Origin of the sequence: Pseudomonas sp. P116, from assembly GCF_020149425.1 — a bacterium.
Lineage (GTDB): Bacteria > Pseudomonadota > Gammaproteobacteria > Pseudomonadales > Pseudomonadaceae > Aquipseudomonas > Aquipseudomonas anatoliensis.
Genome location: NZ_JACVHB010000005.1, coordinates 468083 through 493658 on the forward strand (window position 1 = coordinate 468083; position 25576 = coordinate 493658).

The 25576-nt window shown below is 58.7% G+C and carries 26 protein-coding genes; 15 read left to right on the forward strand and 11 right to left on the reverse strand.

All coding sequences use genetic code 11. The annotated features are described in order from the left end of the window. Positions 1 to 83 precede the first annotated feature (83 nt). Genes rfbC through ICA15_RS19475 form a run of 4 tightly spaced genes read left to right on the forward strand, consistent with a single transcriptional unit; the run spans position 84 to position 4308 of the window. On the forward strand, positions 84 to 629 hold the full coding sequence (gene rfbC / locus ICA15_RS19460) for a dTDP-4-dehydrorhamnose 3,5-epimerase (protein WP_150617431.1): 546 nt from the start codon (positions 84 to 86) through the stop codon (positions 627 to 629). Between the two features lie 39 nt (positions 630 to 668). After that, positions 669 to 2477: an ATP-binding protein gene (locus ICA15_RS19465; protein WP_210554366.1), complete on the forward strand. Its 1809-nt coding sequence runs from the start codon at positions 669 to 671 to the stop codon at positions 2475 to 2477. After that, the gene (locus ICA15_RS19470; RefSeq protein ID WP_210554367.1) at positions 2474 to 3856 is read left to right on the forward strand and encodes a sigma-54-dependent transcriptional regulator; all 1383 of its coding nucleotides are present in this window, start codon (positions 2474 to 2476) and stop codon (positions 3854 to 3856) included. The genes ICA15_RS19465 and ICA15_RS19470 overlap by 4 nt, the downstream gene beginning before the upstream one ends. Then, positions 3853 to 4308 (forward strand): thioesterase domain-containing protein, encoded by a 456-nt coding sequence (locus tag ICA15_RS19475; protein WP_210554368.1) that lies wholly within the window; start codon positions 3853 to 3855, stop codon positions 4306 to 4308. The genes ICA15_RS19470 and ICA15_RS19475 overlap by 4 nt, the downstream gene beginning before the upstream one ends. 77 nt (positions 4309 to 4385) lie before the next feature. Here ICA15_RS19475 and cysQ read toward each other — a convergent pair whose 3' ends face one another. Next, complete coding sequence (gene cysQ / locus ICA15_RS19480) at positions 4386 to 5213, reverse strand: 3'(2'),5'-bisphosphate nucleotidase CysQ (RefSeq protein WP_210554369.1); 828 nt, start codon at positions 5211 to 5213, stop codon at positions 4386 to 4388. Between the two features lie 11 nt (positions 5214 to 5224). Then, complete coding sequence (gene nudE, locus ICA15_RS19485; RefSeq protein ID WP_150617426.1) at positions 5225 to 5791, reverse strand: ADP compounds hydrolase NudE; 567 nt, start codon at positions 5789 to 5791, stop codon at positions 5225 to 5227. An 88-nt stretch (positions 5792 to 5879) separates the two neighbouring features. On the opposite strand from nudE, the gene yrfG reads away from it, so the two are divergent. Next, positions 5880 to 6542 (forward strand): GMP/IMP nucleotidase, encoded by a 663-nt coding sequence (gene yrfG, locus ICA15_RS19490; RefSeq protein WP_210554370.1) that lies wholly within the window; start codon positions 5880 to 5882, stop codon positions 6540 to 6542. Positions 6543 to 6644: 102 nt separating this feature from the next. On the opposite strand, the gene lysM is transcribed toward yrfG, so the two are convergent. Beyond that, a complete protein-coding gene (lysM, locus tag ICA15_RS19495) occupies positions 6645 to 7085 on the reverse strand; it encodes a peptidoglycan-binding protein LysM (RefSeq protein ID WP_150617424.1) in 441 nt (146 codons plus the stop codon). 139 nt (positions 7086 to 7224) lie between these two features. On the opposite strand from lysM, the gene ICA15_RS19500 reads away from it, so the two are divergent. The 4 genes from ICA15_RS19500 (at position 7225) to ICA15_RS19515 (ending at position 12218) form a co-directional block, all read left to right on the forward strand. Further along, complete coding sequence (locus ICA15_RS19500) at positions 7225 to 8112, forward strand: LysR family transcriptional regulator (RefSeq protein WP_150617423.1); 888 nt, start codon at positions 7225 to 7227, stop codon at positions 8110 to 8112. Between the two features lie 92 nt (positions 8113 to 8204). Beyond that, complete coding sequence (gene fdhD, locus ICA15_RS19505; protein ID WP_210554371.1) at positions 8205 to 9044, forward strand: formate dehydrogenase accessory sulfurtransferase FdhD; 840 nt, start codon at positions 8205 to 8207, stop codon at positions 9042 to 9044. Next, a complete protein-coding gene (locus ICA15_RS19510; protein WP_210554372.1) occupies positions 9041 to 11389 on the forward strand; it encodes an FdhF/YdeP family oxidoreductase in 2349 nt (782 codons plus the stop codon). Before fdhD ends, ICA15_RS19510 begins: the two co-directional genes overlap by 4 nt. 346 nt (positions 11390 to 11735) lie before the next feature. Then, on the forward strand, positions 11736 to 12218 hold the full coding sequence (locus ICA15_RS19515) for a glycine zipper domain-containing protein (RefSeq protein WP_210554373.1): 483 nt from the start codon (positions 11736 to 11738) through the stop codon (positions 12216 to 12218). A gap of 99 nt (positions 12219 to 12317) precedes the next feature. Here ICA15_RS19515 and ICA15_RS19520 read toward each other — a convergent pair whose 3' ends face one another. The 4 genes from ICA15_RS19520 to ICA15_RS19535 form a co-directional block, all read right to left on the reverse strand. Then, positions 12318 to 12743 (reverse strand): acyl-CoA thioesterase, encoded by a 426-nt coding sequence (locus tag ICA15_RS19520; RefSeq protein WP_210554374.1) that lies wholly within the window; start codon positions 12741 to 12743, stop codon positions 12318 to 12320. 208 nt (positions 12744 to 12951) lie between these two features. Further along, positions 12952 to 14178: a 3-hydroxyacyl-CoA dehydrogenase gene (locus ICA15_RS19525; RefSeq protein WP_210554375.1), complete on the reverse strand. Its 1227-nt coding sequence runs from the start codon at positions 14176 to 14178 to the stop codon at positions 12952 to 12954. 217 nt (positions 14179 to 14395) lie between these two features. Continuing rightward, positions 14396 to 16324, reverse strand: coding sequence for an ATP-dependent DNA helicase RecQ (locus tag ICA15_RS19530; protein WP_210554376.1), 1929 nt, complete (start codon positions 16322 to 16324; stop codon positions 14396 to 14398). Positions 16325 to 16504: 180 nt separating this feature from the next. Further along, on the reverse strand, positions 16505 to 17008 hold the full coding sequence (locus ICA15_RS19535) for a polysaccharide deacetylase (protein WP_210554377.1): 504 nt from the start codon (positions 17006 to 17008) through the stop codon (positions 16505 to 16507). A 273-nt stretch (positions 17009 to 17281) separates the two neighbouring features. Here ICA15_RS19535 and ICA15_RS19540 point away from each other — a divergent pair, with 273 nt between their 5' ends. The 4 genes from ICA15_RS19540 (at position 17282) to ICA15_RS19555 (ending at position 20187) form a co-directional block, all read left to right on the forward strand. Next, positions 17282 to 17569, forward strand: coding sequence for a hypothetical protein (locus tag ICA15_RS19540; RefSeq protein WP_150617415.1), 288 nt, complete (start codon positions 17282 to 17284; stop codon positions 17567 to 17569). A gap of 98 nt (positions 17570 to 17667) precedes the next feature. After that, complete coding sequence (locus ICA15_RS19545) at positions 17668 to 18795, forward strand: hypothetical protein (protein ID WP_210554378.1); 1128 nt, start codon at positions 17668 to 17670, stop codon at positions 18793 to 18795. A gap of 364 nt (positions 18796 to 19159) precedes the next feature. Then, positions 19160 to 19459: a hypothetical protein gene (locus tag ICA15_RS19550; RefSeq protein WP_210554379.1), complete on the forward strand. Its 300-nt coding sequence runs from the start codon at positions 19160 to 19162 to the stop codon at positions 19457 to 19459. A 182-nt stretch (positions 19460 to 19641) separates the two neighbouring features. Next, positions 19642 to 20187 (forward strand): PBECR2 nuclease fold domain-containing protein, encoded by a 546-nt coding sequence (locus ICA15_RS19555; RefSeq protein WP_224450894.1) that lies wholly within the window; start codon positions 19642 to 19644, stop codon positions 20185 to 20187. Positions 20188 to 20329: 142 nt separating this feature from the next. Here ICA15_RS19555 and ICA15_RS19560 read toward each other — a convergent pair whose 3' ends face one another. From ICA15_RS19560 to hslO, 3 genes are all read right to left on the reverse strand, one after another. Beyond that, a complete protein-coding gene (locus ICA15_RS19560) occupies positions 20330 to 20542 on the reverse strand; it encodes a hypothetical protein (protein WP_210554381.1) in 213 nt (70 codons plus the stop codon). A gap of 17 nt (positions 20543 to 20559) precedes the next feature. Further along, positions 20560 to 22101, reverse strand: a complete 1542-nt coding sequence (locus ICA15_RS19565) for a phosphoenolpyruvate carboxykinase (RefSeq protein ID WP_047299301.1) — start codon at positions 22099 to 22101, stop codon at positions 20560 to 20562. A 181-nt stretch (positions 22102 to 22282) separates the two neighbouring features. After that, positions 22283 to 23185, reverse strand: coding sequence for an Hsp33 family molecular chaperone HslO (hslO, locus tag ICA15_RS19570; protein WP_042557140.1), 903 nt, complete (start codon positions 23183 to 23185; stop codon positions 22283 to 22285). Between the two features lie 103 nt (positions 23186 to 23288). Between hslO and ICA15_RS19575 the strand changes: the two genes are divergently transcribed. Then, complete coding sequence (locus ICA15_RS19575; protein ID WP_210554382.1) at positions 23289 to 24089, forward strand: phosphatase PAP2 family protein; 801 nt, start codon at positions 23289 to 23291, stop codon at positions 24087 to 24089. 179 nt (positions 24090 to 24268) lie between these two features. Here ICA15_RS19575 and ICA15_RS19580 read toward each other — a convergent pair whose 3' ends face one another. After that, positions 24269 to 24676, reverse strand: coding sequence for an RNA-binding S4 domain-containing protein (locus ICA15_RS19580; RefSeq protein WP_150593838.1), 408 nt, complete (start codon positions 24674 to 24676; stop codon positions 24269 to 24271). A 116-nt stretch (positions 24677 to 24792) separates the two neighbouring features. Here ICA15_RS19580 and ICA15_RS19585 point away from each other — a divergent pair, with 116 nt between their 5' ends. Next, positions 24793 to 25572, forward strand: a complete 780-nt coding sequence (locus tag ICA15_RS19585) for an EAL domain-containing protein (RefSeq protein ID WP_210554383.1) — start codon at positions 24793 to 24795, stop codon at positions 25570 to 25572. The last annotated feature ends 4 nt before the right edge of the window (positions 25573 to 25576 follow it).

Here is a 25576-nt window from a genome sequence, read left to right on the forward strand (position 1 = left end):
TGATGATGGTTATTCGAGTACTCGCATCCGGCAGCACTTTGCGCAAGAATGTCGGCCATTGCCCCCTACCACTGGAAATACTTATGAATGTCATCACCACCGACTTGCCCGGTGTTCTGATCATCGAACCGAAGGTGTTTGGTGACGAGCGCGGTTTCTTTTACGAGAGCTTCAACGCCAAGGCGTTCCAGGACGCGACCGGCCTGGACACCCAATTCGTGCAAGACAACCATTCGCGCTCGCAGAAAGGCGTGCTGCGTGGCCTGCATTACCAACTGGAAAACACTCAGGGCAAACTGGTGCGCGTCACTGTCGGTGAAGTGCTCGATGTGGCCGTGGACATTCGCCGCAGCTCGCCGCACTTCGGCAAATCGGTAGCGGTGCGCCTGTCGGCCGAGAATCATCGTCAGCTGTGGGTGCCGGAAGGTTTCGCCCATGGTTTCGTAGTACTGAGCGAGTTCGCCGAGTTCCTCTACAAGACCACCAACTATTACGACCCATCGTCCGAGCGCAGCATTCGCTGGGATGACCCAGCTCTGGGCATCGACTGGCAGCTGGACGAAGCGCCGAAGCTGTCGGCCAAGGATCAGGTAGCAGCGCTGCTCAAGGACGCTGACGTCTTCGCCTGAGCCTAGGCATAATGCGCCTGTCCCCACAGGCGCACGCTCATGAAACCACCTCTTCCTCGCAGACCCCGCTGGCGCAGCCTCGCCCTGCTGGCATTGTGTCTGGCGCCGCTGCTTTGGCCGCTGGAACATCTGGCCGAGCGCTATTACCGCAGCGAACTGGCCGGCCAGAACCGCCAGACCCTCGACCTGTACGTCGCCAACCTGCTGGGCACCCTGCACCGCTACGAAGTATTGCCGCAGATCCTCGGCGACCTGCCGGCCCTGCGCGCCGTGCTCGGGGCGCCGGACGATGGCGTCACCCAAGGCAATGCCAATCGTCTGTTGAAAAACATCTCGGCCCAAACCGGTGCCGAAGTGATGTACCTGATGGACACCTCCGGGCAAACACTGGCGGCGTCGAATTGGGACAAACACGACAGCTTCGTGGGCCGTAATTTCTCCTTCCGCCCGTATTTCAGTGAAGCCATGGCCGGACGTCTTGGACGGTTCTTCGGTCTCGGCACCACGTCGGCCAAACGCGGTTACTTCTTCGCCGCCGCCGTGCGCAGCGGTGAAAAAATCATCGGCGTACTGGTGATCAAGGTCGATCTCGACCACACCGAAAGCCTCTGGGGCAAAACCCCGGAACAACTGCTGGTGACCGACCACAACGGCGTGGTCATCCTCACGTCACGCCCGGAATGGCGCTTTCGCTCGACCCGCGTCTTGAGCGATACCGAGCGCTTGGCGATCACGGCGATCCAGCCCTACCCGACCCGCGAACCCCGGCCGCTGAATCTCAGCCCCGACGCCTGGCTGACACAAACCCACGACATCGCCGAAACCGGCTGGAGCGTCAGCATTCTTGCGCCGCGCACATTGATCGATCGGCCAGTGCGCACGGTGGTCGCCATCGGCGGCGCCACGCTGTTGGTGGTGATGCTGCTGGTGGGTCTGATGATGCAGCGCCGCCGCCACTATCTGGAACGCATCGCCTTCGAAGCCAAGGCGCGACGGGAACTGGAAGGCCGGGTCGCCGAACGCACCAGCGACCTCGAAGGCCTCAACCGTCGACTGAAGCAGGAAGTGCTGGAGCGCGAGCAGGCGCAGCAGGAATTGGTGCGCGCTCAGGACGATCTGGTACAAGCCGGCAAATTGTCGGCGCTGGGCACGATGTCGGCGAGCATCAGCCATGAACTCAATCAGCCTCTCGCGGCGATCCGCAGCTACGCGGAAAACGCCGAAGTGTTGCTCGACCATCAACGCACCGAAGACGCGCGCGGCAACCTCAAGCTGATCAGTGAACTGACCGGGCGCATGGCCTCGATCATCGCCCACCTGCGCGCCTTCGCCCGCCGCGATAGGCATGCCCCGGAAAGCGTTGCCCTGCAACCGGCGCTGGACGATGCGCTGGCCTTGCTGGCCAAACGTCGACGCAGCATGGAAGTCGAGTTGATCCGCGACCTGCCCGCCGCCACCTTGTGGGTCGAGGCCGGGGAAACCCGCCTGCGCCAAGTGCTCGGCAATCTGCTGGCCAACGCTCTCGACGCCCTCACCGAAAAAGGCCCGCCGCGCAAACTGTGGCTGAGTGCCGAATCCACGGCCGACGGCGTCAATCTGTACATTCGCGACAACGGTCCGGGTTTCTGCATGGAAGCCCTCGGCCGCGCCAGCGAGCCTTTCTACACGACCAAGACGCGCACCCAGGGTCTGGGTCTGGGCCTGGCGATTTGTGAAACCCTGATGCGCGCCTTCGGTGGTGAACTGTCGTTCGCCAACCACAAGCAAGGTGGCGCATTGATAACCCTGCGGCTGCGTGCCGGTGCGCCCGGGGTCAGCCTGCAACCGTCCGAGGATCGAAGTGCATGACCATCGACAATCGCATTCAGGTGGTGTTGATCGACGACGATCCGCATCTGCGCCAGGCATTGGGCCAGACACTGGATCTGGCCGGGCTGAAAATCCTGCCGCTGTCTGAAGCCAAGGGTCTGGCCGGACAACTGGAACGCGACTGGCCGGGTGTGGTGGTCAGTGACATCCGCATGCCGGGCATGGACGGTCTGGAATTGTTGAGCGAACTGCACGCTCAGGACCCGGAGCTGCCCGTGCTGCTGATCACCGGCCACGGCGATGTGCCGCTCGCCGTGCAGGCGATGCGCGCCGGCGCGTATGACTTCCTTGAAAAACCTTTTGCCAGCGACGCCCTGCTCGACAGCGTGCGCCGCGCACTGGCCCTGCGCCGCCTGGTGCTGGACAACCGCAGCCTGCGACTGGCCCTCAGCGATCGCAACGAACTGAGCACGCGACTGGTCGGCCATTCGCCGCCGATGCTGCGCCTGCGCGAGCAGATCGGCGCGCTGGCGGCGACCAAGGCTGACGTGCTGATCCTCGGCGAAACCGGCGCTGGCAAAGAGGTTGTGGCCCGTGCGCTGCATGACCTGTCGAGCCGTCGCAACGGTCCGTTTGTGGCGATCAATGCCGGCGCGCTGGCCGAATCGGTGGTGGAAAGCGAGCTGTTCGGCCATGAGCCGGGCGCGTTCACCGGCGCGCAAAAACGCCGTATCGGCAAGTTCGAATTTGCCAATGGCGGCACCTTGTTCCTCGATGAAATCGAAAGCATGAGCCTGGATGTGCAGGTGAAACTGCTGCGCATGCTGCAGGAACGAGTCGTTGAACGCCTGGGTGGTAATCAACTGATCCCGCTGGATATCCGCGTCATCGCCGCCACCAAGGAAGATTTGCGCCAGGCTGCTGATCAGGGCCGCTTCCGTGCCGACTTGTATTACCGCCTCAACGTCGCGCCGCTGCGCATCCCGCCACTACGCGAACGTGGCGAAGATGCGTTGGTGCTGTTCCAGTATTACGCCGATGAAGCCAGCGCCCGTCACGGTCTGCCGACCCACGAATTGCAACCGGCTCAACGCGCCTTGCTGCTGCGCCATACCTGGCCGGGTAACGTGCGAGAGCTGCAAAACGCGGCCGAACGTTTTGCGCTGGGCCTTGAACTGGCGCTGGATAACAGTGGTTTCGAGGGTGGCGGCACCACGGTGCAAATCACGGGCGGCGGGCTCAGCGAGCAAGTGGAAAACTTCGAGAAATCGTTGATCGCCGCCGAACTGGCGCGCACCCACGGCTCGGTACGCAGCCTCGCCGAAGCGCTGGGCATACCGCGCAAGACCCTGCACGACAAACTGCGCAAACACGGCCTCAACTTCGGTGACAACAGCCATGGGGAGGAGAACGAATGAACCCGGACACTCACTATCTGGAATCGGTGCTGCATCACGACATCCCTCTGACCCGGGAGATGGGCCTCAAGGTGCTCGAGTGGCAGGCACAGCAATTGAATCTGCATCTGCCGCTGGAGCCCAACGTCAATCACAAAAGCACCATGTTCGGCGGCAGTCTCTATTGCGGCGCGGTACTGGCCGGTTGGGGCTGGTTGCATTTGCGCTTGAAGGAAGAAGGGATTACCGAAGGACACATTGTGATTCAGGAAGGGCAGATCAGTTATCCCCTGCCAGTGACGGGGGATGCGACAGCCATTTGCCCGGCGCCGGATGCGGCGGTGTGGAAGAAGTTTCTGGCGATGTATCAGCGTTATGGTCGGGCGCGGTTGACGCTGAATACGCGCATCGTCAATGCCGGGAGTGATGAGGATGCAGTGACGTTTAGCGGGCAGTACGTTTTGCACCGTTAAAGCAAAAGATCGCAGCCTGCGGCAGCTCCTACAGGTTGATCCATGTAGGAGCTGCCGCAGGCTGCGATCTTTTGATCTTAACCTCGGGCCAGCTCCAAGAGCCTGGAACGCCACGCCGCCTTCGCCGGCAGCGCCAGAAAAAACTCGTTCAGCAACGATTCCCGCGCCGGATAACAAAACGCTTCGCCCTGCAAATCCAGCACCTCACCGCCCGCCCCTTCCAGCACGCCCTGGGCCGCCGCCGTGTCCCACTGCGAAGTCGGCGCCAGTCGCGGATAGCAATCCGCCGCACCTTCGGCCAACAGGCAAAACTTCAACGAACTGCCGATATTGGCCAATTGCAGCTCACCCAGGCTCGCGCTCAACCCGGCCAGCAAGCGCTCCTGCTCGGGACTGGAATGCCGACGACTGGCTACTACGGTGAACGCTTCACCCGGCCCCGGCACGTCACGCACCTGAATCGCAACCGGTGTACCGCCCGCGTCACAGCGCCAGGCACCGAGCCCGGCACCACCGACGTAGAAACGACCGTTGGTCGGCATCGACACCACACCAAACACCACCCGACCGTTTTCGATCAACGCAATATTGACAGTGAATTCCTCACTGCCGCTGATGAACTCCTTGGTGCCATCCAGCGGGTCTACCAGCCACCAGCGCTGCCATTTGGCACGTACGCTTTGCGCGATATTGGCATCCTCTTCGGACAGCACCGGAATACTCGGATCCAGCGCGATCAATCCGTCCACAATCACGTGGTGCGCGGCCAGATCTGCAGCGGTCACAGGTGATTCATCTGACTTGGCGGTGACTTCAACGCCTGATCGCCAGAACGGCAAAATTGCCTCGCCAGCCTTCAATGCCAGCGCAATCACTGGCGCCATCAACGGATGGGGAAAGTTCATCGATTGCTCACTCATAGTTGAAAGGCACCGCGCTGGCTCAGCAAATCACGCGCCAGGTACAACGCCGCCAAGGCACGCCCTTCGGTGAATTGCGGATTCAACGCCAGCGCCGACAGTTCACGCAGGTTGACCTTGTCGACCCGCATCGGCTCAGGCTCGTCGCCCTCCAGATGTTCTTCGTACAGCTCGGTGGCCAGCACCACCTGAATTTTCTGGCTCATGTAACCGGGCGACAGCGACAGCTCGGTCAGATGCTCCAGTTGCCGCGCGCCAAAACCGGCCTCTTCCTTAAGCTCACGCTCGGCCGCCGCCAGCACGTCTTCACCGGGTTCGATAAGGCCTTTGGGCAGGGACAATTCATACTCGTCAGTACCGCCGCAATATTCTTCGACCAACACCGCGTGCTCGGCGTCGAGCATTGCCACGATCATCACCGCGCCATATCCCGCACCCTTGCCCACCAGACGCTCGTAGGTGCGTTCCACACCGTTGGAAAAACGCAGCTTGAGTTCTTCGACGCAAAACAGGCGACTGGTGGCGACGATCTCGCGGGCAAGTACGGTGGGTTTCTGGCGCATGCAAAGCTCCTTGGCGTGAACGCGCTACTATAACGCGGCTTTCCCGATTGTTTACGTCGGATATCTTTCTACCGCTCGAGACGTTGCCATGCCTTCACTACCCTGGTCCGACATCGATACCGTTCTGCTGGACATGGACGGCACGCTGTTGGATTTGCACTTCGACAATCATTTCTGGCTGGAGCACTTGCCTCAGCGCTACGCCGAACTGCACGGGGTCAGCCGCGCCATGGCCGAGATGGAGTTGCAGCCGCTGTTCGAGCGCCATGCCGGGCAGTTGCAGTGGTACTGCCTGGATTTCTGGAGCAGCGAACTGAAGTTGTCAGTGCGAGAGTTGAAGCAGGAAACAGCACACCTGATCGCCCTGCGCCCCGACGCCGATACCTTTCTTGAAGCGATAAAACGCTCCGGCAAGCGGGTGATCATGATCACCAATGCGCACCGTGATTCGCTGTCGTTGAAGCTGGAGCGGATTGAACTGGCGCCCTATTTCGAGCGACTGATCAGCTCGCATGACTACGGTTTTCCCAAGGAGAATCCGCAATTCTGGGATGCCTTGCAGGCAGATATAGATTTTGAACCGGCGCGCAGTCTGTTTATTGATGACACCTTGTCGATTCTGCGCAGTGCGCGGGATTTTGGCGTGGCGCACCTGCTGGCAGTCAAGGAACCGGACAGCCGCAAAGGGCCGAAGGACACAGCAGAATTTGCCGCAGTGGAAGACTACCGCGACCTCATTTCCGGACTCTGACCCCCTGTAGGAGCTGCCGCAGGCTGCGATCTTTTGATCTTGATTTTTCAAGGGCAAGATCAAAAGATCGCAGCCTGCGGCAGCTCCTACAGGGGTTTTTGCTTACTCAGGAATGCGCAGTGTCTGCCCTGGGTAGATCTTGTTCACATCTTTGAGCATCGGTTTGTTGGCTTCGAAGATTTTTTGATACTTGTTGGCATCGCCGTAAACACGCAGGGAAATTGCACTCAGTGTGTCACCCGACTTGACCACCACAAACTGCGCAGCAGCCACTACCGGGCCGGCCACCGTGATCTGATCATCGACGCTGCCCACGCCTTCGATATTGCCCACGGCCAGCAGAATTTTCTCTTTCTCTTCCTGGCTCGCCACTTCGCCGGTAACCGTGACCTTGTCACCGTCGACCGTCGCTTGAACATTCGGATTGCCCAGCCCGACCTTGCTGATATGTTCCTTCAATTGCTCACCGGCATTGGCATTGCCCGGGGTCAGCAGATCGATCAGTTTCTCACCGGCTTCTTTCACAAAGCTAAAAAGACTCATAGCGCACACTCCTTGATTTGGGTTCCAGACGTCAAAGCCTAGACCACCAATGACAACCCCGGTTCCAAGCCGACCAATGACCCTGTCACCCCACAAGCGTTAGAATCGCCCACCCCCGCCAACACCCTTCGGAGCGAAGATGGACATCAAGCAGCTGAAATTCCTCATCGCCCTCGACGAAACCCGTCACTTCGGCCAGGCCGCTGCGCGTTGTCACATTACGCAGCCGACGCTGTCGATGCGCCTGCGCAGTCTCGAAGAAGAACTCGACCTGCCGCTGGTCAACCGCGGTCAGCGGTTCGAAGGCTTCACCGCGCCGGGCGAGCGGGTGCTGGCGTGGGCACGCACGGTGTTGGCGGCGTATGACGGCTTACAGGCGGAAGCGGCAGCGTGCCGCGGCAATCTGGTCGGTACGTTGCGCCTGGGCGTGGTGCCGCTGTCGAGTTTCGATGCGTTGCCGCTGATGCAGCGTCTGCACGCGCAGCACCCCAACTTGCGCTTTGAATTGTCGGCGCTGAGTTCCGAACAGATCCTCGAACAACTGGCGAACAACCGCATCGATATCGGCGTGTCCTACCTTGATCGGCTGGACAGTGAGCGCTTCGAATCCCTGGCCTTCAGCGAAACCCGCATGGGATTGCTGTATGACCAGCGTTTTTTCTCCTTCGGCGAAGCGCCGTTGAGCTGGGAAGCGCTGATCGAACTGCCACTGGGCATGCTCACCAGCGGCATGCACTTTCGCCAGTCGATCGACCATAACTTCCACAGCCGTGGCCTGACGCCACAAACACTGCTGCAAACCGATGCCGTGCATCAATTATTACAAGCGGTGCATGGCGGGTTCTGTTGCGCGGTGATGCCGCTGGACGGCGGTTTGGAAAACCTCACCGATCACCTGCGTCTGCAGCCGATTGAAAGCGCCCAAACCCTCGCCCGGTTGGGGTTCATCATGCGTCGGGGCGCACCGCGTTCAGCGCTGGCCGAGGCCTGTTTTGCGCTGTATCAAAAATCGCCAGGCGAGTCTTGATCGACGGCATCTATCGGAAGATCAACATTAGCGATTAGACGCGACATCTTGCCGCGCCTAGTCTTAACGTTGTTCAAACCGTCGGTGATGCCATGAACGCCAAGCGCCCAGCCTGCGCGGCGCCTGCAATCGAAACGCCCGCGCCTGCCGCCAGCCAGACATACAGTTACAGCGATCTGCCTCTTGAGGAGTCGGCCAGCACCGCGCTGGCCGAGGAAGTTGCGTTGGCGATCGCCTACAACGGCATCAGCCAGGCAGTGATGCTGGTGACCCCGACGGACCTGGAAGACTTCATCGTCGGTTTCAGCCTCGGCAGCGGCATCATCGAAGACGCCAATGACATCTATGACCTGCAACTGACTGGCGCGGGTTCGGCGCAATACGCGCAAGTGACCATCGCCAATCGCGCGTTCTGGAATCTCAAGACCCAGCGTCGGCAACTGGCCGGCACCAGTGGCTGTGGCTTGTGCGGCGTTGAAGCGGTGGAACAGGCGTTACCCGATCTCAAGGTGTTGCCCGGTGCGCCGTTGCCGCCACTTGAATGGCTCGACGGTCTGCGCCAGCGCATCGGCGCCTTCCAGCCGCTTGGTCAGCATTGCGGTGCGGTACACGCGGCGGTGTTCATGAATGCCAGCGGCGAATTGCTGCTCGGGCGCGAAGACATCGGCCGCCACAACGCCCTCGACAAACTGATCGGCGGGCTGATCCGCCAGAAGATATCCACGGATGGCGGCCTGGCGATTGTCACCAGCCGTTGCAGTCTCGAATTGATCCAGAAAGTTTTGCGCGCCGGCATCCAGACCTTGGTCAGCCTGTCCGCACCCACAGGCCTTGCCGTGCAATGGGCCCGTCGACACAACCTTAATCTCATCCACCTGCCGCAGAAAAATGCGCCGCGGGTGTATAGCCCCGCGATGGAGAATCAAGCGTGAGCCAACATCATCAAGCCGACCAGAAACCTGTCCCGCGCTACAAGCCCTACAAAGGCGCAGCCGGCGGTTGGGGTGCCCTGATCAGCGTGGCTCAGGCCTGGTTGACCAGCGACAACGCGCTGAAAAACCTGCGCATGATGCTCAAGACCAACCAGAACGGCGGCTTCGACTGCCCGGGTTGTGCGTGGGGCGATTCCCCGGAAAGCGGCATGGTCAAGTTCTGCGAGAACGGCGCCAAAGCGGTGAACTGGGAAGCGACCAAGCGCCGGGTGGATGCGAAATTCTTCGCCAAACACAGCGTCACCGCGTTGCTGGAGCAGAGCGACTACTGGCTGGAATATCAGGGTCGTCTGACCGAGCCGATGGTCTACGACGCCGAGACCGACCGCTACAAACCGATTGCCTGGGACGACGCCTACGCCCTGATCGCCAAACACCTGCAAGGCCTGTCGAGCCCGGATCAAGCCGAGTTCTACACCTCGGGTCGTGCCAGCAATGAAGCGGCGTATCTGTATCAGCTGTTCGTGCGCGCCTTTGGCACCAACAATTTCCCTGACTGCTCAAACATGTGCCACGAGGCCAGCGGCGTGGCGTTAGCGCAGAGTGTCGGTGTCGGCAAAGGCACCGTGACATTCGATGATTTCGAACACGCCGACGCGATTTTCGTCTGGGGCCAGAACCCCGGCACCAACCATCCGCGGATGCTCGAACCACTGCGTGAAGCGGTGAAACGCGGCGCTCAGGTGGTGTGCGTCAACCCGCTCAAAGAGCGTGGTCTGGAACGTTTCCAGCACCCGCAGCACCCGATCGAAATGCTCACCAATGGCGACAAGCCGACCAACACCGCGTACTTCCGCCCGGCATTGGGCGGCGACATGGCGTTGCTGCGCGGCATGGCCAAGTTCCTTCTGCAATGGGAACGCGATGCGCAGAAGGCTGGCGCGCCGGCGGTGTTCGATCACGACTTCCTCAATGCACACAGTGCCAACGTGCTGGAATACCTCGGCGTCGTCGACGACACGCCGTGGGAACAGATCGTCGAGCAATCCGGCCTGACCCTGATCGAGATCGAACAGGCAGCGCGCATGTACGCCACAGGCAAAAACGTGATCATGTGCTGGGCGATGGGCATCACCCAGCATCGGCATTCGGTGCCGACCATTCAGGAAATCGCCAACCTGATGCTTCTGCGCGGCAACATCGGCAAACCCGGCGCCGGCCTGTGCCCGGTACGTGGTCACAGTAACGTGCAGGGCGACCGCACGATGGGTATCAACGAGCGCCCGCCGGTAGCGTTCCTTGATTCGCTGGAGCGTCGCTTCCAGTTCAAGGTGCCACGTCACAACGGGCACAACGTGGTCGAGGCGATCCACGCCATGGCCGAGGGCCGCGCCAAGGTGTTCATCGGTCTGGGCGGCAACTTCGCCCAAGCCACCCCGGACAGCCCGCGCACGTTCGAGGCGCTGAGCAATTGCGACCTGACCGTGCAGATCAGCACCAAACTCAACCGTAGCCACCTGGCTCACGGTAAAGACGCGTTGATCCTGCCGTGCTTCGGTCGCACCGACATCGATATCCAGACTGAAGGCGCGCAAGCGGTCACCGTGGAAGACTCCTTCAGCATGGTTCACGCCTCCAACGGTCAGTTGCAGCCGCTGTCGAACCAGATGCGCTCAGAGCCGTCGATCGTCGCCGGTATCGCTGCCGCGACGTTGGGCAGCAAACCGGTGGACTGGAACTGGCTGGTGGCCGATTACGGGCGTATCCGCGAGCTGATCGCCGATACCATCCCGGGCTTCAAGGAATTCAACGAAAAGATCAAAAATCCAGGTGGTTTCTACCTCGGCAACAGCGCCGGTGCACGCAAGTGGAACACGCCGTCGGGCCGCGCCAATTTCCGCGCGAACATGCTGCCTAAGGATCTGGTTCACGAACGCACCCGCGCCACCGGGCAATTGCCGGATCTGATCCTGCAATCGATGCGCTCGCACGATCAGTACAACACCACGATTTATGGCCTCGACGACCGTTATCGCGGGGTGAAGGGCCAGCGCGATGTGTTGTTCGCCAACGAGGCCGACATCATTCGCTTGGGCTTCCGTCCGGGGCAGAAAGCGGACATCGTGTCGATCTGGGACGATGGACGCGAGCGTCGGGTAAAGGGCTTCACACTGCTGGCGTTTGATATCCCTGCCGGCCAGGCCGCTGCGTATTACCCGGAAGTGAATCCACTGGTACCGCTGGAAAGCACTGGCGACGGCAGTCATACGCCGACATCAAAGTTCATCGCGATCCGCTTGGAAGCGGCGAGTGAGACCGGATTGATCATGGCCAAGTCTGCTTAAAGCGGCGACCGACCCATTGCTATCGCGAGCAGGCTCACTCCTACAGTTTTTCGTGTTCTATCTGCAGGAACGCGATCACTGTAGGAGTGAGCCAGCTCGCGATAGCGGTAGTCGACCCTGCTCATTTCTCACCAGCCTGCACTTTCCCATCGCCCACAAAAAAGGCCGCTTTTTCACAAAAGCGGCCTGTCCGAAGTAGTTAAAGACCGGCGAAAAACGCTTAAGTTCCGCAGTTAAAACAGTAACTTGCGAAATTGTATACAGGTCGTGCTATTCGTCGGATTTCGATTGTCACGCTTGTTACACAGCCTCAGGATCGGCGCCGTCATCCCTTTGAGGCTCCTCTATGAAGTTCTCCTCGATTCTCTTGTTGTCCCTTGGCCTGGTCAGTGGTTTTGCGTCCGCAGGCGGCACCACCGAAGCAGGTGTGGGCGGCGCATTGGGCGGGGTTCTTGGCTCGGTCGTCGGTCAGTCTTTAGGCGGCAATACAGGTTCCACCATCGGCGCAGCCCTGGGCGGCGCGGGTGGTAGCGCGGTCGGCGCAGACAAACGCAGCCGTGGCGAAGCCGCCATCGGCGGTGCGTTGGGCGCAGCCGGCGGTAACGTGGTTGGCCGCAGCATGGGCGGCACCACCGGCAGCCTGATCGGTTCGGCAGCAGGTGGCGGTGCCGGCGGCGCGCTGGGTAACTACATGGGCAACAAGAGCGATGACGATGATCGTCATTACGATCGCGGCGACCGTGACCGTCGCTACTATCGCGACGGCCACCCTGGTCGCGGCCATGCCTATGGTCACCGCAAGCATCACAAGCACTATCGCCACCGTTAATCGCTGAATGGCGGCAGGTAGATCAAAAGATCGCAGCCTGCGGCAGCTCCTACATGGATTTATAGGAGTTGCCGCAGGCTGCGATTTTTTTTGCGCTTTTTAAACTGCTATTCGCTCCAGCGCCTGGCGCAATCCGGCGGGAATCGGCGTGGGTTGATTGGTCGTACGATCCACAAACACATGAACGAAGCGCCCCGCCGCACAAGCCTCGCTTTCGCCGACCTTGAACACCGCCAGTTCGTACTGCACCGAACTGTTGCCCAACTTGCCGACCCTCACACCGATCTCGATCAGATCCGGGAAAGCGATCGAAGCGAAGTAATCGCACGCCGAACTGACCACAAAACCCACTACTTCACCGTCATGAATATCCAGACCACCGACCTGAATCAGGTAGGTGTTCACCGCCGTGTCGAAGAAGCTGTAGTAGGTGACGTTGTTGACGTGGCCGTAGGCGTCGTTGTCGTGCCAGCGCGTGGTGATGGGCTGGAAGTGTGGGTAGTCGGTGCGTTGAGGGGTGGACATGGTTGGGCTGTTTCTCCTGGATGGATCGTGTGAGGCCGGTTGCCCTCACCCTAACCCTCTCCCAGAGGTAGAGGGGACTGACCGACGTGGTCATTCGAGGTCCGCCGACCTGAAAGATCGAGTCGATCATAAGATTGGAACGCATGAAGATCAGCTCCCTTTCCCCCTCGCACCTTGGGGGAGAGGGGGATCGATTCTCGCCCCGACATCACGCTTGAGCGAACCCCTTCCCTTGCGCCGCCAACTCACCAATCAGCCTTGCCGGTTTCCACTGATCACCCTGCCGCGTCTCCAGCGCCAGCAGCCGTTGATGAATATCTGCAAGCCCCTGCTGATCCGCCCAGGCCATCGGCCCGCCTTTGTCCGCCGGGAAGCCATAACCGTTCAGGTACACCAGATCGATGTCATGCGCCGACTCGGCAATGCCTTCCTGCAGAATCTTCGCGCCTTCGTTGACCAGTGCCAGCAGGCAGCGCTCCAGAATCTCCTCCGGGCCAATCTCGCGGCGCTGGAAGCCCAAACCCTCACTGACACGCAACACCAGCGCATCGACCTCAGGGTCATGCTCTGCCTGACGACTGCCCGGCTCGTAATGGTAATAACCATTGCCAGACTTCTGCCCGAACCGGCCCATCTCGCACAAGCGGTTATCCACCTGAACTTCCGGGGCATCCTGGCCCTTGCCGGCCAGCTCACGAGCGCGCCATTCCAGATCGATGCCGACCACGTCGTACATGCGGAACGGCCCCATGGCGAAACCGAATCCCTGTAACGCCGCATCGACCTGCTGTGGATAAGCGCCTTCAAGCAGCATCTTGCGCGCCTCCAGCACATACGGATGCAGCATGCGGTTACCGATAAAACCGTGGCAATTGCCCGATACCACACTGACCTTGCCCATGCGCTTGCCCAGTACCAGCGCAGCGTCCAGCGCTGCCGGCGAAGTCTGCGCACCACGAACGATTTCCAGCAGTTTCATGATGTGCGCGGGGCTGAAGAAATGCAGACCCAACACTTGCTCAGGCCGCTTGGTGGCCGCAGCAATTGCATCGATATCCAGTGCCGACGTGTTACTCGCCAACAGCGCTTGCGGCTTGAGCAAGCCATCCAGCTCACGAAAAATCTTCTGCTTCAGTTCGAGGTTTTCGTACACCGCCTCGATCACCAGATCGGCATTGCGGATCGCCGCGTAATCCGCTGCGGCGCTGACCCGGGCCAAACGTGCATCAGCCTCGGCCTGATCAATCCGGCCCTGGCGCACGTTATGTGCATAAGTCTCGGCCACAGTTGCGAGCGCCTGTTCGAGCATCTGTGGATTGGTGTCCACCCATTGCACCGTCACGCCAGCATTGGCCAGACACATGACAATGCCACGCCCCATGGTGCCCGCACCGATCACCGCGGCCTGCTGAATATCGAAAGATGTCTGGCTCATGTTGTTCTCTTGTTGGCGATCCAAAGACTGCTCTCACCATAGTCAGCCAACGACACTTTTTGAAGTTTATTACCGTGATGATCGACATTCAGCGGATGGATTTCACCCCTTCCGACTGACTTGGCGCAACTCACTGTAGGAGTTGCCGAAGGCTGCGATCTTTTGATGTTAAAAACAGAGTCAAAAGATCGCAGCCTTCGGCAGCTCCTACAGGGGTTCAGAGGTGTTCTTGGGCCCAGCCCCGCACCTCGGCGTAGGGGTAGTCTTCCAACGCCGCATACCCGGAAATCGCCCGCGCCTTGAGCTTGGTGAACAGCGGCACACTGATCCCGCACAGAAACCGCGTGAGCCGTTCCGCCGTGGGTACGTTGCCGGTGTGTTGTTCGTGCTTGTGGATAAAGTCACCGCACAGCGCAGCAAAGTTTTTATCCACAAGCGCCGGCAGTTCGGGTGGCGCCGGCAACCGCGCGACATGCCCATGACACACTGAACAATGCCCACAGCGCTCTGGCGCATTGTGGTCGCCGAAATACTCGGCCAGGCGATAACCCAGGCAACGCTCAGTGGCGAACACCTCAAGCATGGCGTGAATTCGTGCGACTTCGGCCTGCTCGTGACGGGTAAAGTAATCGTGTAGGTCAGCGCTCAACACGTCGCTGTCAAAGTCGCTCTCCAGCACGCTGTAGACCTCGGTCATCTGCTTGCTCTCAAGCTCGACCCAGCCCTTCTCCTGGAAGTAATCCAGCGCCTTCACCACCCGATTCCGCTCAGCCGAATATTGCGTGTACATCGCCTCGAAACTCACGGTCGCCCAGGTTCGCGCACGGCTCGACGTCTGGATAATCGCCGCGACAAAATCCTTGCGTTCGCCCTCGAAACGTTCGAGCAGCGCGTCCGGTTCCAGCAAGTATTTGAAACGGTATTCGGCGTAGTACGCGTAGCGCGGCGCGATAAGGCCACGCAGCTCCAATTGCACCAGCAATGTCTTGAGCGGCAACGCGCGGATGTTGCTTTGATCCGCGAGCGGACCGAGCAGAAACTCCCACTGACCTTCCGGCACCGAGGCTTTCAACTCGTCGAGCACATAGCGGATGCCATCGCGCTCCGGTGTGTCGCCATAAACGAAGTTTTCCAGCACGTTGAGGCTGTCGCGATTGGCCAGCACCAGACAATCCGACGGCTGCCCGTCACGCCCCGCGCGGCCTATTTCCTGGCTGTAGTTTTCGATGGATTTGGGCAGGTCGAAGTGCACCACATTGCGGATGTCGCTTTTGTCGATGCCCATACCGAAAGCAATGGTCGCGACGATGCAATTGGACTGCCCGGCCATGAAGCGCTTCTGGATCGCCTCGCGTTTATCGTGGGGTAAACCGGCGTGGTATGCCTCGGCCTGAATACCGTTACGCTCGAGGTGTTCGGCTATGTGTTCGGCGGTTTTCTGCAAGGTGACGTAGACAATGCTCGGCTGGCCCGGGCGCTCAGCCATCCACTCCACCAGACGCCGACGCTTGTCCTGGCCGCGCACCGGCTCCACCAGCAGATTGAGGTTGGGCCGATAGAAACCGGTGGTCACCACGTCTTCGGCGGCGATGGCAAATTTGGCCTGCATGTCGGTGATGACTTTCGGCGTTGCCGTAGCGGTCAGCAGCAAGGTTTGCGAGATGCTGAACTGTCGTTGGTAGTCCGGCAGCTTGAGGTAGTCCGGGCGAAAATTGTGCCCCCACTCGGAGATGCAATGCGCCTCATCTACGACCAGCAACGAGATCGGCACCTGCTGCAAAAAGTTGCGGAAGCGTTCATTTTTCAGCCGCTCCACGGAAATCATCAGGATCTTCAGTTCACCTGATCGGGCACGGGCCATCACGTCATTGGCATCATCGCGGCTTTGCGCCGAATCAATACTGCCCGCCGCAATGCCGTGGCGTTGCAGAAACGCCAATTGATCCTGCATCAACGCCAGCAGCGGCGAGACCACCAGCGTCAGATTCGGCAGCATCAGTGCCGACAGTTGATAGCAAAGGGACTTGCCGGAACCTGTGGGAAAAATCGCTGCTGCCGAGCGTCCGGCCAACACCGCGCTGATCGCGGCCTCTTGTCCGGGTCGGAACTGTGGATAACCAAAAACCTGTTCCAGGGTGTTGTGCATTCGCTGTCACTCCTTTGACTGCTGCCATGCCAACAGCCTAGCGGGCGATCGCAGCGAGTCGAGAAAAGGTCGGGGGCCAAATCGATACGGAATGATACAGCGATTCACCTAAACGCCACGGTCCCTGTGGGAGCGGGCTTGCCCGAAGAGGTCGGCACTGACTACACAAAATCTAAACGTTCACGGCTGCAACACGGCCACCCGCAGCTGTTCATTCAACATCTGCTCATGCACACCCAGGCTTTTGCTCGCCCATAACGCATGGGCCGGGCTGATGTCGCCGGTGAACGCTGCCGCCAATTGACGCAGATCGGCAACACGGCGTACCTGTGGACAAAACGGTTGTTCAGCGCAGTCCTGACTGGCGTTGCGATAGGTGCTCAGCAAGTGATCCCACAAACCGTCGCGCAGTTGTCTGATCGACTTCAACTGCACTTGCGGCACACCCAGCTTCTGCTTCAAACCCGACTCGTCCAGCGCTTCGCTGGCGAGCAGGGCTTTGCCGAACATCAGCACCTCGGCGCGGGACGCCGTGTCGATATTCGCCTGGCTGTTGAGTGCGTCCGGCCATCCGGTGCGATTCAAATGATCGAGTACCAGCGGATTGCCAACGTCGGCGGCCATTGCCAAACGACAACCACTGGCCCACAGCAATACGATCGAGGCCATTCGTAGCCATTGCATACCTAATTCCCTTTAAGCGCGTATCGGACGCTTGGAAACGTCCTACAGATTCTGGCGCGCACGATACAGCGGTTTACCGCGAAACGCCTGACAAACACGTGGGAAATTTCCGATCTAAGGGTTTTGCCTTGAAAACGTCATGAAAACCTGTAGGGCAAGTACCCGATACCCGGAAAAACCCCTACGAACTCTGTCCACTCTGGCCGCCTTGTCCCACTGCGCAATGCCCTCCTATAGTGGCCGGCGCGACTTCTCAAAGGACAGCCTTACTCCATGAACTCACTGCATCCGCCCACCAACCGCTATCGCCGTTTGAAATCCAGCTACAGCGAAAATCCGGTGCTGGTCATCGACACAGACGCCTGCCACGAAGACTTGGTGGACGCCGCTCACCAACGACTCTCCGCCGCGACGGATCTGCTGGAAACTCTTTACTGCATGTGTTTTCAACAAGCAGACGTCAAAGACATCCCCAACATCCTCACAGCGCTTTATTTATTGACTCAAGACGGCTGCGAACTACTGGAAGTTGCAAAACTTAAAAACACTTCCAAAAACTAAAAGCAAACAAATAACAAACCCGGAAACAACCCACTTCTTTGCCCTTAAAAAAAACGACATTACGTTGACTGCTCTTTCATTAAACAAGAGCAACAAACATGACCGTACTCACTATTTTCTTTTGCGGTACTGGCTCCAATAAGTTTGATACGCACCATGAAAACTTTTGGAACGGCGAACTGATTTCCACACTGGCTGCAAATCATTGCGGTCGCGAGTTTGCCGAATGGATCGTCGTCGACGGACCCGGCAGCGGTAACCTGCAAGCCGATGAACTGTTCACCAAAACCAAGGAGTACGGCCTCAGCGGCACGTTATTCGGCAAGGGTTGGGAAGAAAACGTGCAGCACGCGCTGAATATCATCAAGGGCAAATGTGACTGGCAACGCGAGCAACTGACCGAAGCCGAATACAACCGCCTCAAAGCCGCTGTCATTCCCATTGACGATGTCAAGGTCGAAGGCTCGTGGTTGGAGCGAAAGTATAACTACGGCGCCCGTAGCATTACTCAACAGAGGTTACAGGAAGGGATTATCAGGACTTTCCGCAAAGATGGCGTTATACCCACCCGCGTCAATCTGGTGGGTTGGAGCCGAGGCGGCATAAGTTGCCACATGCTGGCTAACGCCATGTTCACTGACAGGGCACTGAAAAACATTCTGGTAAAGATTTTTGCCATTGACCCGGTTCCGGGCATCGGCAACTTCCAGAAACACCGAGTAAAACTTAACGCCAACGTTAAAGAATATGTTGGTTTCTATGCTCGGGACGAACGCTCCAAAGGTTTCGGCTGCGTCATCCCGCAAACCGCCACCGGCACCAAGACGAGCATCTTTCCAATGCCTGGCCGCCACGCCACCCTCGTCGGCAACGCCGCCGCTGACGGCCACAGCGGCCCAAAAATGCTGGCCGAACCCGGCCTGATCGTCCGCCACTTCGCCGAAGTGTGCTTAAAGCGCTGGGGCACGCCGCTGAGCAAGACCCTCAACCTGACCGACGCCGATCTGCGCCAACACAGCGACACCATCGTCAACGCCGAGGCGAAATACAAAGCCATGGAAAAGTGCTCGTACACCTACTTCACCGAGCTCCACAAAGGCGAACGCTATGTGTCGCTGGGTAGCAAGGGTGTACCGTTCTCGGCGGTGAAAGGCTCGATTTACGCGCCTGCAACCGGGCTGACGACCAGCGTGCTGGATGTGGCGGCGTATCGGAATATTGGTTGAACGCTGTGGAGAATGAGCCGGAGAAAAAACCTACAGCAATTGCCTATTGGGTATTCGTCCCGTTCCTACAAACCCAGACTCCCTTGCCGTCTATCGCGGCTCGATGGCTCGAATCTATAGTCGTGTCTGCCGCTGCCAAATCAGCGGCTCGGGTTTGGTCACCTGAAATCGAGAGAGAGAAACTGCGCATGCCCTTGTATGCTTGCCGCGATCTATTGCGCGGCATGCTTTATGGCGGCTGTGTTTGGGACGCTTCGGCGTACACGGAGTTCTCTCTCTCTGGTTGACCAACCCGAACACAGTCGCCTCCCATCGTTTGGTCATGATGGCGGCGGCTATTGGAACGCCTATAGAGAGAAGAACAATGAAAGCATGGAACCCGCTCACCCCTGATCGCTACCACCCACTCGAATCCAATCTCACCGACACCAAGCCCCTGATCATCGACACAACGGCCAACCCGCAAGACATCCTCGAATGCGCCGTCCAGCGCCTGCGCGCCTCCGCCGACCTGCTAAAAACCCTCTACTGCCTCAGCTTCAAACAAGCCGACGTCGAAGACATCCCCCACATCACCCACGCCCTCTATCTGCTGACGCAGGATGGCTGTGACCTGCTGCAAGTCGCGCAACAGCAGATGCTCAATTGGAAAGCTCCGGCCTGAAATCGAGTGATCGTATCGCTCTCACGCATTACCTGAGAGCGACTGAAAGAACCAAAAAGAAAAACATTGGAGCGCCCATAAGCAGCAGCTCTCGGAAGTGAGTTGCCTTGCAGTAGTCTGGCCAACGTAAACAGTGAGCAGCGCATTTGAGCACGGACACGTTTCGACCCAAGGTTTGCGAAGTGAAGGGCCAACCCACATGGGTTGAAAGCAAACTTCCAGACCTGCGTACCCTGGCTCGTGAACTGCGTACTCAGACGATTGATGAAGTCATCGCGGCTACCTCCCACGAGGACGCTGTCGAGGTTACAGCTCAGCACCTTGGATTCAGTCACCCTTCAATCCTGTCCCTGTCGGTAGAAACGCCTTGGGGCGAAGTGACGATCCTGCGCAGCAGCATTTATCACATCGTTGAAAAACGTAAAGATGCCCGCGAGCGTTACGTGAGACTTGCCTTGGATACGCTCACAGGCCCACTGGAAATATGGAAAGTCGCCTTCACCAACGATACCGACCGATTTGCGTTCATCGGTGCGTATGAATCAAAACGGCAAATGTTAGTGAGTGTCGCGATCGTCGATGGCCAACTGCTCTGGAACTTCATGCACACAGACGCTAAATCGCTCAACAAGCATCGCCATGGCGAATTGTTGTACAAGCGCTACACACTTTTTGAAGGCAAAGAAAAAGGGCTACTGGTGACAGTAGCCCTCGAATTTGATGCTTGATATTCATATACACACCCTCAAGCAGGGGTGTGGAGGTCTCACCCTACGCTGATGTCCCAACCATCGACGGGGTTCCTACGCCAGTTATTGCCGCTGGGAGGCAACTGGTTTCGCGCTCGGAACCAAGGCTATTCGTCTTTGATCATAGCGTCAATGCAGAATGATGAATGGCCGTGATTCTCAAAAAATCTCCTCTCGCTGGATGTTGCAGTTTTGGCTGCACCGGTGCGCAAAAGCGAAGCGGATAAGTGGCAATATTCTGCGAGTTAAAGCGCTTTTCTGCGGGAATAATGGCAGTCAAACCTTTGGCTGATGTTACCCACAAAAAAGCCGCCCCAAGAGGCGGCTTTTTCATTCTCTACAACCCAACTCTTACAACTTCGGCCCTGCAGCCTTGATCGCGTCGCTCACTTCGAACTTCTTGAAGTTCTCGATAAACAGACCGGCCAGTGCTTTCGCAGCTTCGTCGTATGCAGCCTTGTCAGCCCAGGTGTTGCGTGGGTTCAACAGGCCGGTTTCAACGCCCGGTACGGCCAGTGGCACGTCGAGGTTGATGGTGTCCAGGTGTTCGGTTTCGGTGCCGATCAGGGCGCCGCTCTGGATCGCTGCGATCACCGCGCGGGTAGTCGGGATGTTGAAGCGTTTGCCGACGCCGTAGCCGCCGCCGGTCCAGCCGGTGTTGACTAGGTAGACCTTGGAGCCGAAGCCGCGGATGCGCTTGATCAGCAGCTCTGCGTATTCGCCAGCCGGGCGCGGGAAGAACGGCGCGCCGAAGCAGGTGGAGAAGGTCGACTTGATGCCGCTGCCCGAACCCATTTCAGTCGAGCCCACCAGTGCGGTGTAGCCAGACAGGAAGTGGTAGGCCGCTTGTTCTTCGTTGAGGATCGACACTGGCGGCAGGACGCCGGTCAGGTCGCAAGTCAGGAAGATCACAGCGTTCGGCTCGCCACCGAGGTTGTGCTCGGAACGCTTGGCAACGTGCTCCAGCGGGTACGCGGCGCGGCTGTTCTGGGTCAGGCTGACATCGGCATAGTCAGCGTGCTTGGCATCGTCGATGACGACGTTTTCCAGCACTGCGCCGTGCTTGATGGCTTTCCAGATGACCGGCTCGTTCTTCTCGGACAAGTCGATGCACTTGGCGTAGCAGCCGCCTTCGATGTTGAAGACAACGCCTTCGCCCCAGCCGTGTTCGTCGTCGCCGATCAGGTAACGGCTTTCGTCGGCGGACAGGGTGGTCTTGCCGGTGCCGGACAGACCGAAGAACAGGGTCACGTCGCCTTCTTCGCCGATGTTGGCAGCGCAGTGCATTGGCAGCACATCAGCGGCCGGCAGCAGGAAGTTCTGCACCGAGAACATGGCTTTCTTCATCTCGCCGGCGTAACGCATGCCAGCGATCAGCACTTTTTTCTGTGCGAAGTTAATGATCACGCAACCGTCGGAGTTGGTGCCGTCACGCTCAGGCACGCACTCGAAATTGGCGACGTTGAGCACTTGCCACTCATCACGGCCAGCCGGGTTGTACTGGGCCGGGTTGATGAACAGGCAACGACCGAACAGATTCTGCCAGGCAGTCTGGGTGGTCATTTTCACGGCCAGGTAGTGATCTTCAGCTGCGCCTACATGCACATGGGAAACGAAGTGCTCTTGCGCGTTGTTGAATGCTTCTACGCGAGCCCACAAGGCATCGAACTTGTCGGCCGGGAACTTGCGATTGATCGGGCCCCAGGCGATAGCGGCCTGAGTGGAAGGCTCTTCAACGATGAAACGGTCGACTGGCGAACGGCCGGTGCGATGACCGGTGCGAACAACCAGAGCGCCGGTATCGGCAAGCTCGCCTTCACCGCGGTTCAGGGCTTCTTTTACCAGATCATCAACACTCAGATCGGTGTACACGGCGTTATTGGCTTGCGTCATGAGGTTCCCCGTCGGCCAGTGGCCGAGTGTGCTCCAAACGTTTTGTAGTAGAAAGTCGTGCACTACTACCGCGAAAAAAGTGGGCCGGATTATGCCAGAAAAGCCCAAAAAGAGTAGGGCCCTCCCGTCGTAACGGCGTAATTCCGTCGTTGAGCAGTGAATTTACCTGCGCTGAACCGTTTTAGTGCCGGGTATCTGACGGCGTGTCGACGCCCGCGCCAGCGAACAATTGAGCGATATCGGCCGCATCAAACAGGTAGCGCTCGTTGCAGAACTGGCAATCGATCTCGACTGTACCGCCCTGCTCTGCCACCAGTGCCTGCGCATCTTCCAGACCCAGACTGACCAGCGCATTGCCCGAGCGTTCCCGCGAGCAGCTGCAGTGGAAGCGCAGATGTTGCACATCGAACAGGCGCACTTGCTCTTCATGGTAGAGGCGATGCAGCACGGTTTCGTTGTCCAGGCTCAACAATTCATCGGCGCTCAGGGTGCTGGCCAGCGCGGTGATGTGCTGCCAGCTGGCGGCGCGATCTTCTTCGTCTTTCAGGCGATCTGCCGGCAGTTGCTGCAACAACATGCCACGGGCACGACGACCGTCGGCGAACAGTTTGAAGCGAGTGCCAACCTGCTGCGACATGACGAAATAGTTGGTGAAGCAATCGGACAGGGTTTCGCCATCGAGGTCGACGATGCCCTGATAGCGCTGGCCAACGGTCGGGTCGACGGTCAGGGCCAGGACGCCGTTGGGCATCAAGTCACTGAGGGTCGCATCGGCCGATACCTGATCGGCGTGATAACGCGCCAGGCCACGGATTTCACGATCGCTGGAACACTCGATCATCAACATCGGGATCGGGCCTTCGGAACGCGCCTGCAGAATCAGCAAACCGTCGAACTTCAGGGTGCCCACCAGCAGCGAGGCCGCCGCCATCAATTCGCCCAGCAGTTGCGCAACCGGTTCCGGGTACGGGTGCTTGGCGAGGACTTCGGCGTAGCTGCGCTCAAGCGCTACCAGTTCGCCGCGAGTGTCGCTGTCATCAAAGATGAAGCGTTGGGTGTAATCGGTATCCGGGAGATCGGTCATAGGTCTGGGTATCTGAATTGATGACAAATTGGTTACAAAATATGAAAATGCCGCGCTTCTTTGCACCTGTTTGGTGCGAACGTTCAGCCACGGGAGGCATTTTATGAACAATCCGGGTTTGTTCCAATCAAGGTGGAACCTCGGCCGGCTGGTTCTGTGCAACGTCGTGCCATTGGCGTTGCTGGCTTTCTGGTTATGGCCTACGGGCAACATGCTGTGTGTGATTTTCGACGAGTGGCTGTTTCGCTCGCTCAATGCACCGCTGGCCAGCAACCCGATATGGCTCCACATCTGGGCAATTGCAAGTCTGCGCCCGTTCGACATCGTCGTCGGACTGATTCTGCTGATGCTGTTGATCAAGGGCGACTGGGTGTTCAAGGCGATTGACGTGCGTCGCGCGTTTTTCGGTTTTTTCTCGATTCTGCTGTTGATGGTGGTGATTCGCGCACTGTTTTCCAAGTTCGCCGACCACATGGGCTGGCAGCACAGCAGCCCGTCGATGGTGCTGGAAGGCGCGGTGCACCTCAGCGACTACTTCCCGCATCTGGAGAAGACCTGGGAGCTGAAGGATCGCTCGGGCCAGAGCTTCCCCGGTGACCATGCGTCGGTGTTGCTGATCTGGGCACTGTTCATGGGTGTGTTCAGCCGTACGGTCGGACAGTTCGTGACGATCTGGGGCCTGGCGCTGCTGTTCATGCTGCCGCGACTGGTGGCTGGCGCGCATTGGGGTCAGGACGATTACATCGGCGGGATGTTGCTGGCGGTGTGGGCGTTGGGCTGGGGTTACTACACGCCGTTTGCGTATCACGCGGCGAATTTCTGGTTGAAAGTGACGGCACCGGTTTTCAATCTGCTGGGCAAGTTGCCGCTGGTTTCGCGGATGAGTGTCGTGCGTAGCGCCTGATACCGCAAAGTCTCTGGCGAGTGCTGCGCACTCGAATCGCCAGCAGGCTGGCTCCCACAGGGACTGCATTTCAAACTGAGGGGGCTAGCAGGCTGGCTCCCATAGTTGGATTGCCTTTCAACTGTGGGAGCTAGCCTGCTGGCGATGAGGTCAGCACAAACAACACTGAAACATCAGCCTTAGTCGTCGTTGCTGTTCCCACGAAATTTAAACAGATCCCGCCGCTGCTTCTTGCTCGGTTTGCCGTCGGTGCTCATGCCCAACGCGCCAGCCTTGCGCATTGCTGCGGCCGCTTCGCGCTTGGCAATGCTCGCCTCGGTTTCCGCGTACAACGCCTGCGCCTCGGGGGCGCCACGACGCACGATCGACAAGGCTTCAACCCTGACGATGCGCACCTCGAAACCGGTACGTATCTCGAACTCATCGCCGACGCGCGGCTCTTTGCCGGGTTTGCAGCGCTCGCCTCGACAGTGCACCTTGCCGCTCTCGATGGCCGCTTTGGCCAAGGCACGGGTTTTATAAAAGCGCGCCGCCCACAACCATTTATCGAGACGGACCTTGTCGTCCTCTTCCTGTTTTTGTGCCATATGAATTCCTCGCTCAGCCAGTAGTCGGAACTGTACTACCGTTTCTGTCGGGCGCAAGAACTCGGCCCTCCAGATAGACTGTGATCTTGGCCGGTTCATCGGCATGGAGTGATCGAGTGACTAAATTTCCGTCTTCATTAACCTCGCCAAAGGCGAGTTGCCAGGGCTGCCAGCAAAGTGAGCCGCTGGGCTTCGATTTTGCCTTCGCCTACCAACCTATCGTCGACCTGCGCGACCAGTCGGTTTTCGCTCATGAAGCGCTGGTCCGTGGTGTAGTCGGCGAAGGTGCATTGACGGTGTTAGATCAGGTTACAGAAGAGAACCGCTACCGTTTCGACCAGCTCTGCCGGACGCGCGCCATCGAAGGCGCGGCCAATCTTAATATGCAGACACACTTGTCGATCAACTTCATGCCCAACGCTGTCTATCGTCCAGAGTTATGCATTCGCAGCACGTTGGAGGCAGCAAAAAAACACGATTTCCCGATCGACCGACTGATTTTTGAAACACTGGAAAGCGAGCACGTAGATAACTATCGCCATTTGACCAATATTCTGCGTGAATACCGCGAATTCGGCTTCAAGACCGCCATCGACGATTTCGGTGCCGGTTACTCGGGGCTCAATCTGCTGGCTGATTTCCAACCGGACCTGATCAAACTCGACATGGCGTTGATCCGCGATGTCGATCAAGACCGTGTCCGTCAGGCTATCGTCCGGGGGATTGTCACAATCTGTGCGGAGTTGGACGTTACAGTCATTGCCGAAGGCATCGAGAGCGCCGGTGAACGGGATTTCCTGGCGGACTGTGGAATATTTCTGATGCAGGGTTACTGGTTCGCCAAACCTGCATTCAAAGCCTTGGCGCAGGTATCACCTGAGGCCTGGGCGCGTTAATCGT

What these genes read in the sequence shown, in the direction of transcription:
- rfbC (WP_150617431.1), top strand. Translation starts at nt 84, where the DNA reads ATGAATGTCATCACCACCGACTTGCCCGGTGTTCTGATCATCGAACCG.
- ICA15_RS19465 (WP_210554366.1), top strand. Translation starts at nt 669, where the DNA reads ATGAAACCACCTCTTCCTCGCAGACCCCGCTGGCGCAGCCTCGCCCTG.
- ICA15_RS19470 (WP_210554367.1), top strand. Translation starts at nt 2,474, where the DNA reads ATGACCATCGACAATCGCATTCAGGTGGTGTTGATCGACGACGATCCG.
- ICA15_RS19475 (WP_210554368.1), top strand. Translation starts at nt 3,853, where the DNA reads ATGAACCCGGACACTCACTATCTGGAATCGGTGCTGCATCACGACATC.
- cysQ (WP_210554369.1), bottom strand. Translation starts at nt 5,213, where the DNA reads ATGAACTTTCCCCATCCGTTGATGGCGCCAGTGATTGCGCTGGCATTG.
- nudE (WP_150617426.1), bottom strand. Translation starts at nt 5,791, where the DNA reads ATGCGCCAGAAACCCACCGTACTTGCCCGCGAGATCGTCGCCACCAGT.
- yrfG (WP_210554370.1), top strand. Translation starts at nt 5,880, where the DNA reads ATGCCTTCACTACCCTGGTCCGACATCGATACCGTTCTGCTGGACATG.
- lysM (WP_150617424.1), bottom strand. Translation starts at nt 7,085, where the DNA reads ATGAGTCTTTTTAGCTTTGTGAAAGAAGCCGGTGAGAAACTGATCGAT.
- ICA15_RS19500 (WP_150617423.1), top strand. Translation starts at nt 7,225, where the DNA reads ATGGACATCAAGCAGCTGAAATTCCTCATCGCCCTCGACGAAACCCGT.
- fdhD (WP_210554371.1), top strand. Translation starts at nt 8,205, where the DNA reads ATGAACGCCAAGCGCCCAGCCTGCGCGGCGCCTGCAATCGAAACGCCC.
- ICA15_RS19515 (WP_210554373.1), top strand. Translation starts at nt 11,736, where the DNA reads ATGAAGTTCTCCTCGATTCTCTTGTTGTCCCTTGGCCTGGTCAGTGGT.
- ICA15_RS19520 (WP_210554374.1), bottom strand. Translation starts at nt 12,743, where the DNA reads ATGTCCACCCCTCAACGCACCGACTACCCACACTTCCAGCCCATCACC.
- ICA15_RS19525 (WP_210554375.1), bottom strand. Translation starts at nt 14,178, where the DNA reads ATGAGCCAGACATCTTTCGATATTCAGCAGGCCGCGGTGATCGGTGCG.
- ICA15_RS19530 (WP_210554376.1), bottom strand. Translation starts at nt 16,324, where the DNA reads ATGCACAACACCCTGGAACAGGTTTTTGGTTATCCACAGTTCCGACCC.
- ICA15_RS19535 (WP_210554377.1), bottom strand. Translation starts at nt 17,008, where the DNA reads ATGCAATGGCTACGAATGGCCTCGATCGTATTGCTGTGGGCCAGTGGT.
- ICA15_RS19540 (WP_150617415.1), top strand. Translation starts at nt 17,282, where the DNA reads ATGAACTCACTGCATCCGCCCACCAACCGCTATCGCCGTTTGAAATCC.
- ICA15_RS19545 (WP_210554378.1), top strand. Translation starts at nt 17,668, where the DNA reads ATGACCGTACTCACTATTTTCTTTTGCGGTACTGGCTCCAATAAGTTT.
- ICA15_RS19550 (WP_210554379.1), top strand. Translation starts at nt 19,160, where the DNA reads ATGAAAGCATGGAACCCGCTCACCCCTGATCGCTACCACCCACTCGAA.
- ICA15_RS19560 (WP_210554381.1), bottom strand. Translation starts at nt 20,542, where the DNA reads ATGAAAAAGCCGCCTCTTGGGGCGGCTTTTTTGTGGGTAACATCAGCC.
- ICA15_RS19565 (WP_047299301.1), bottom strand. Translation starts at nt 22,101, where the DNA reads ATGACGCAAGCCAATAACGCCGTGTACACCGATCTGAGTGTTGATGAT.
- hslO (WP_042557140.1), bottom strand. Translation starts at nt 23,185, where the DNA reads ATGACCGATCTCCCGGATACCGATTACACCCAACGCTTCATCTTTGAT.
- ICA15_RS19575 (WP_210554382.1), top strand. Translation starts at nt 23,289, where the DNA reads ATGAACAATCCGGGTTTGTTCCAATCAAGGTGGAACCTCGGCCGGCTG.
- ICA15_RS19580 (WP_150593838.1), bottom strand. Translation starts at nt 24,676, where the DNA reads ATGGCACAAAAACAGGAAGAGGACGACAAGGTCCGTCTCGATAAATGG.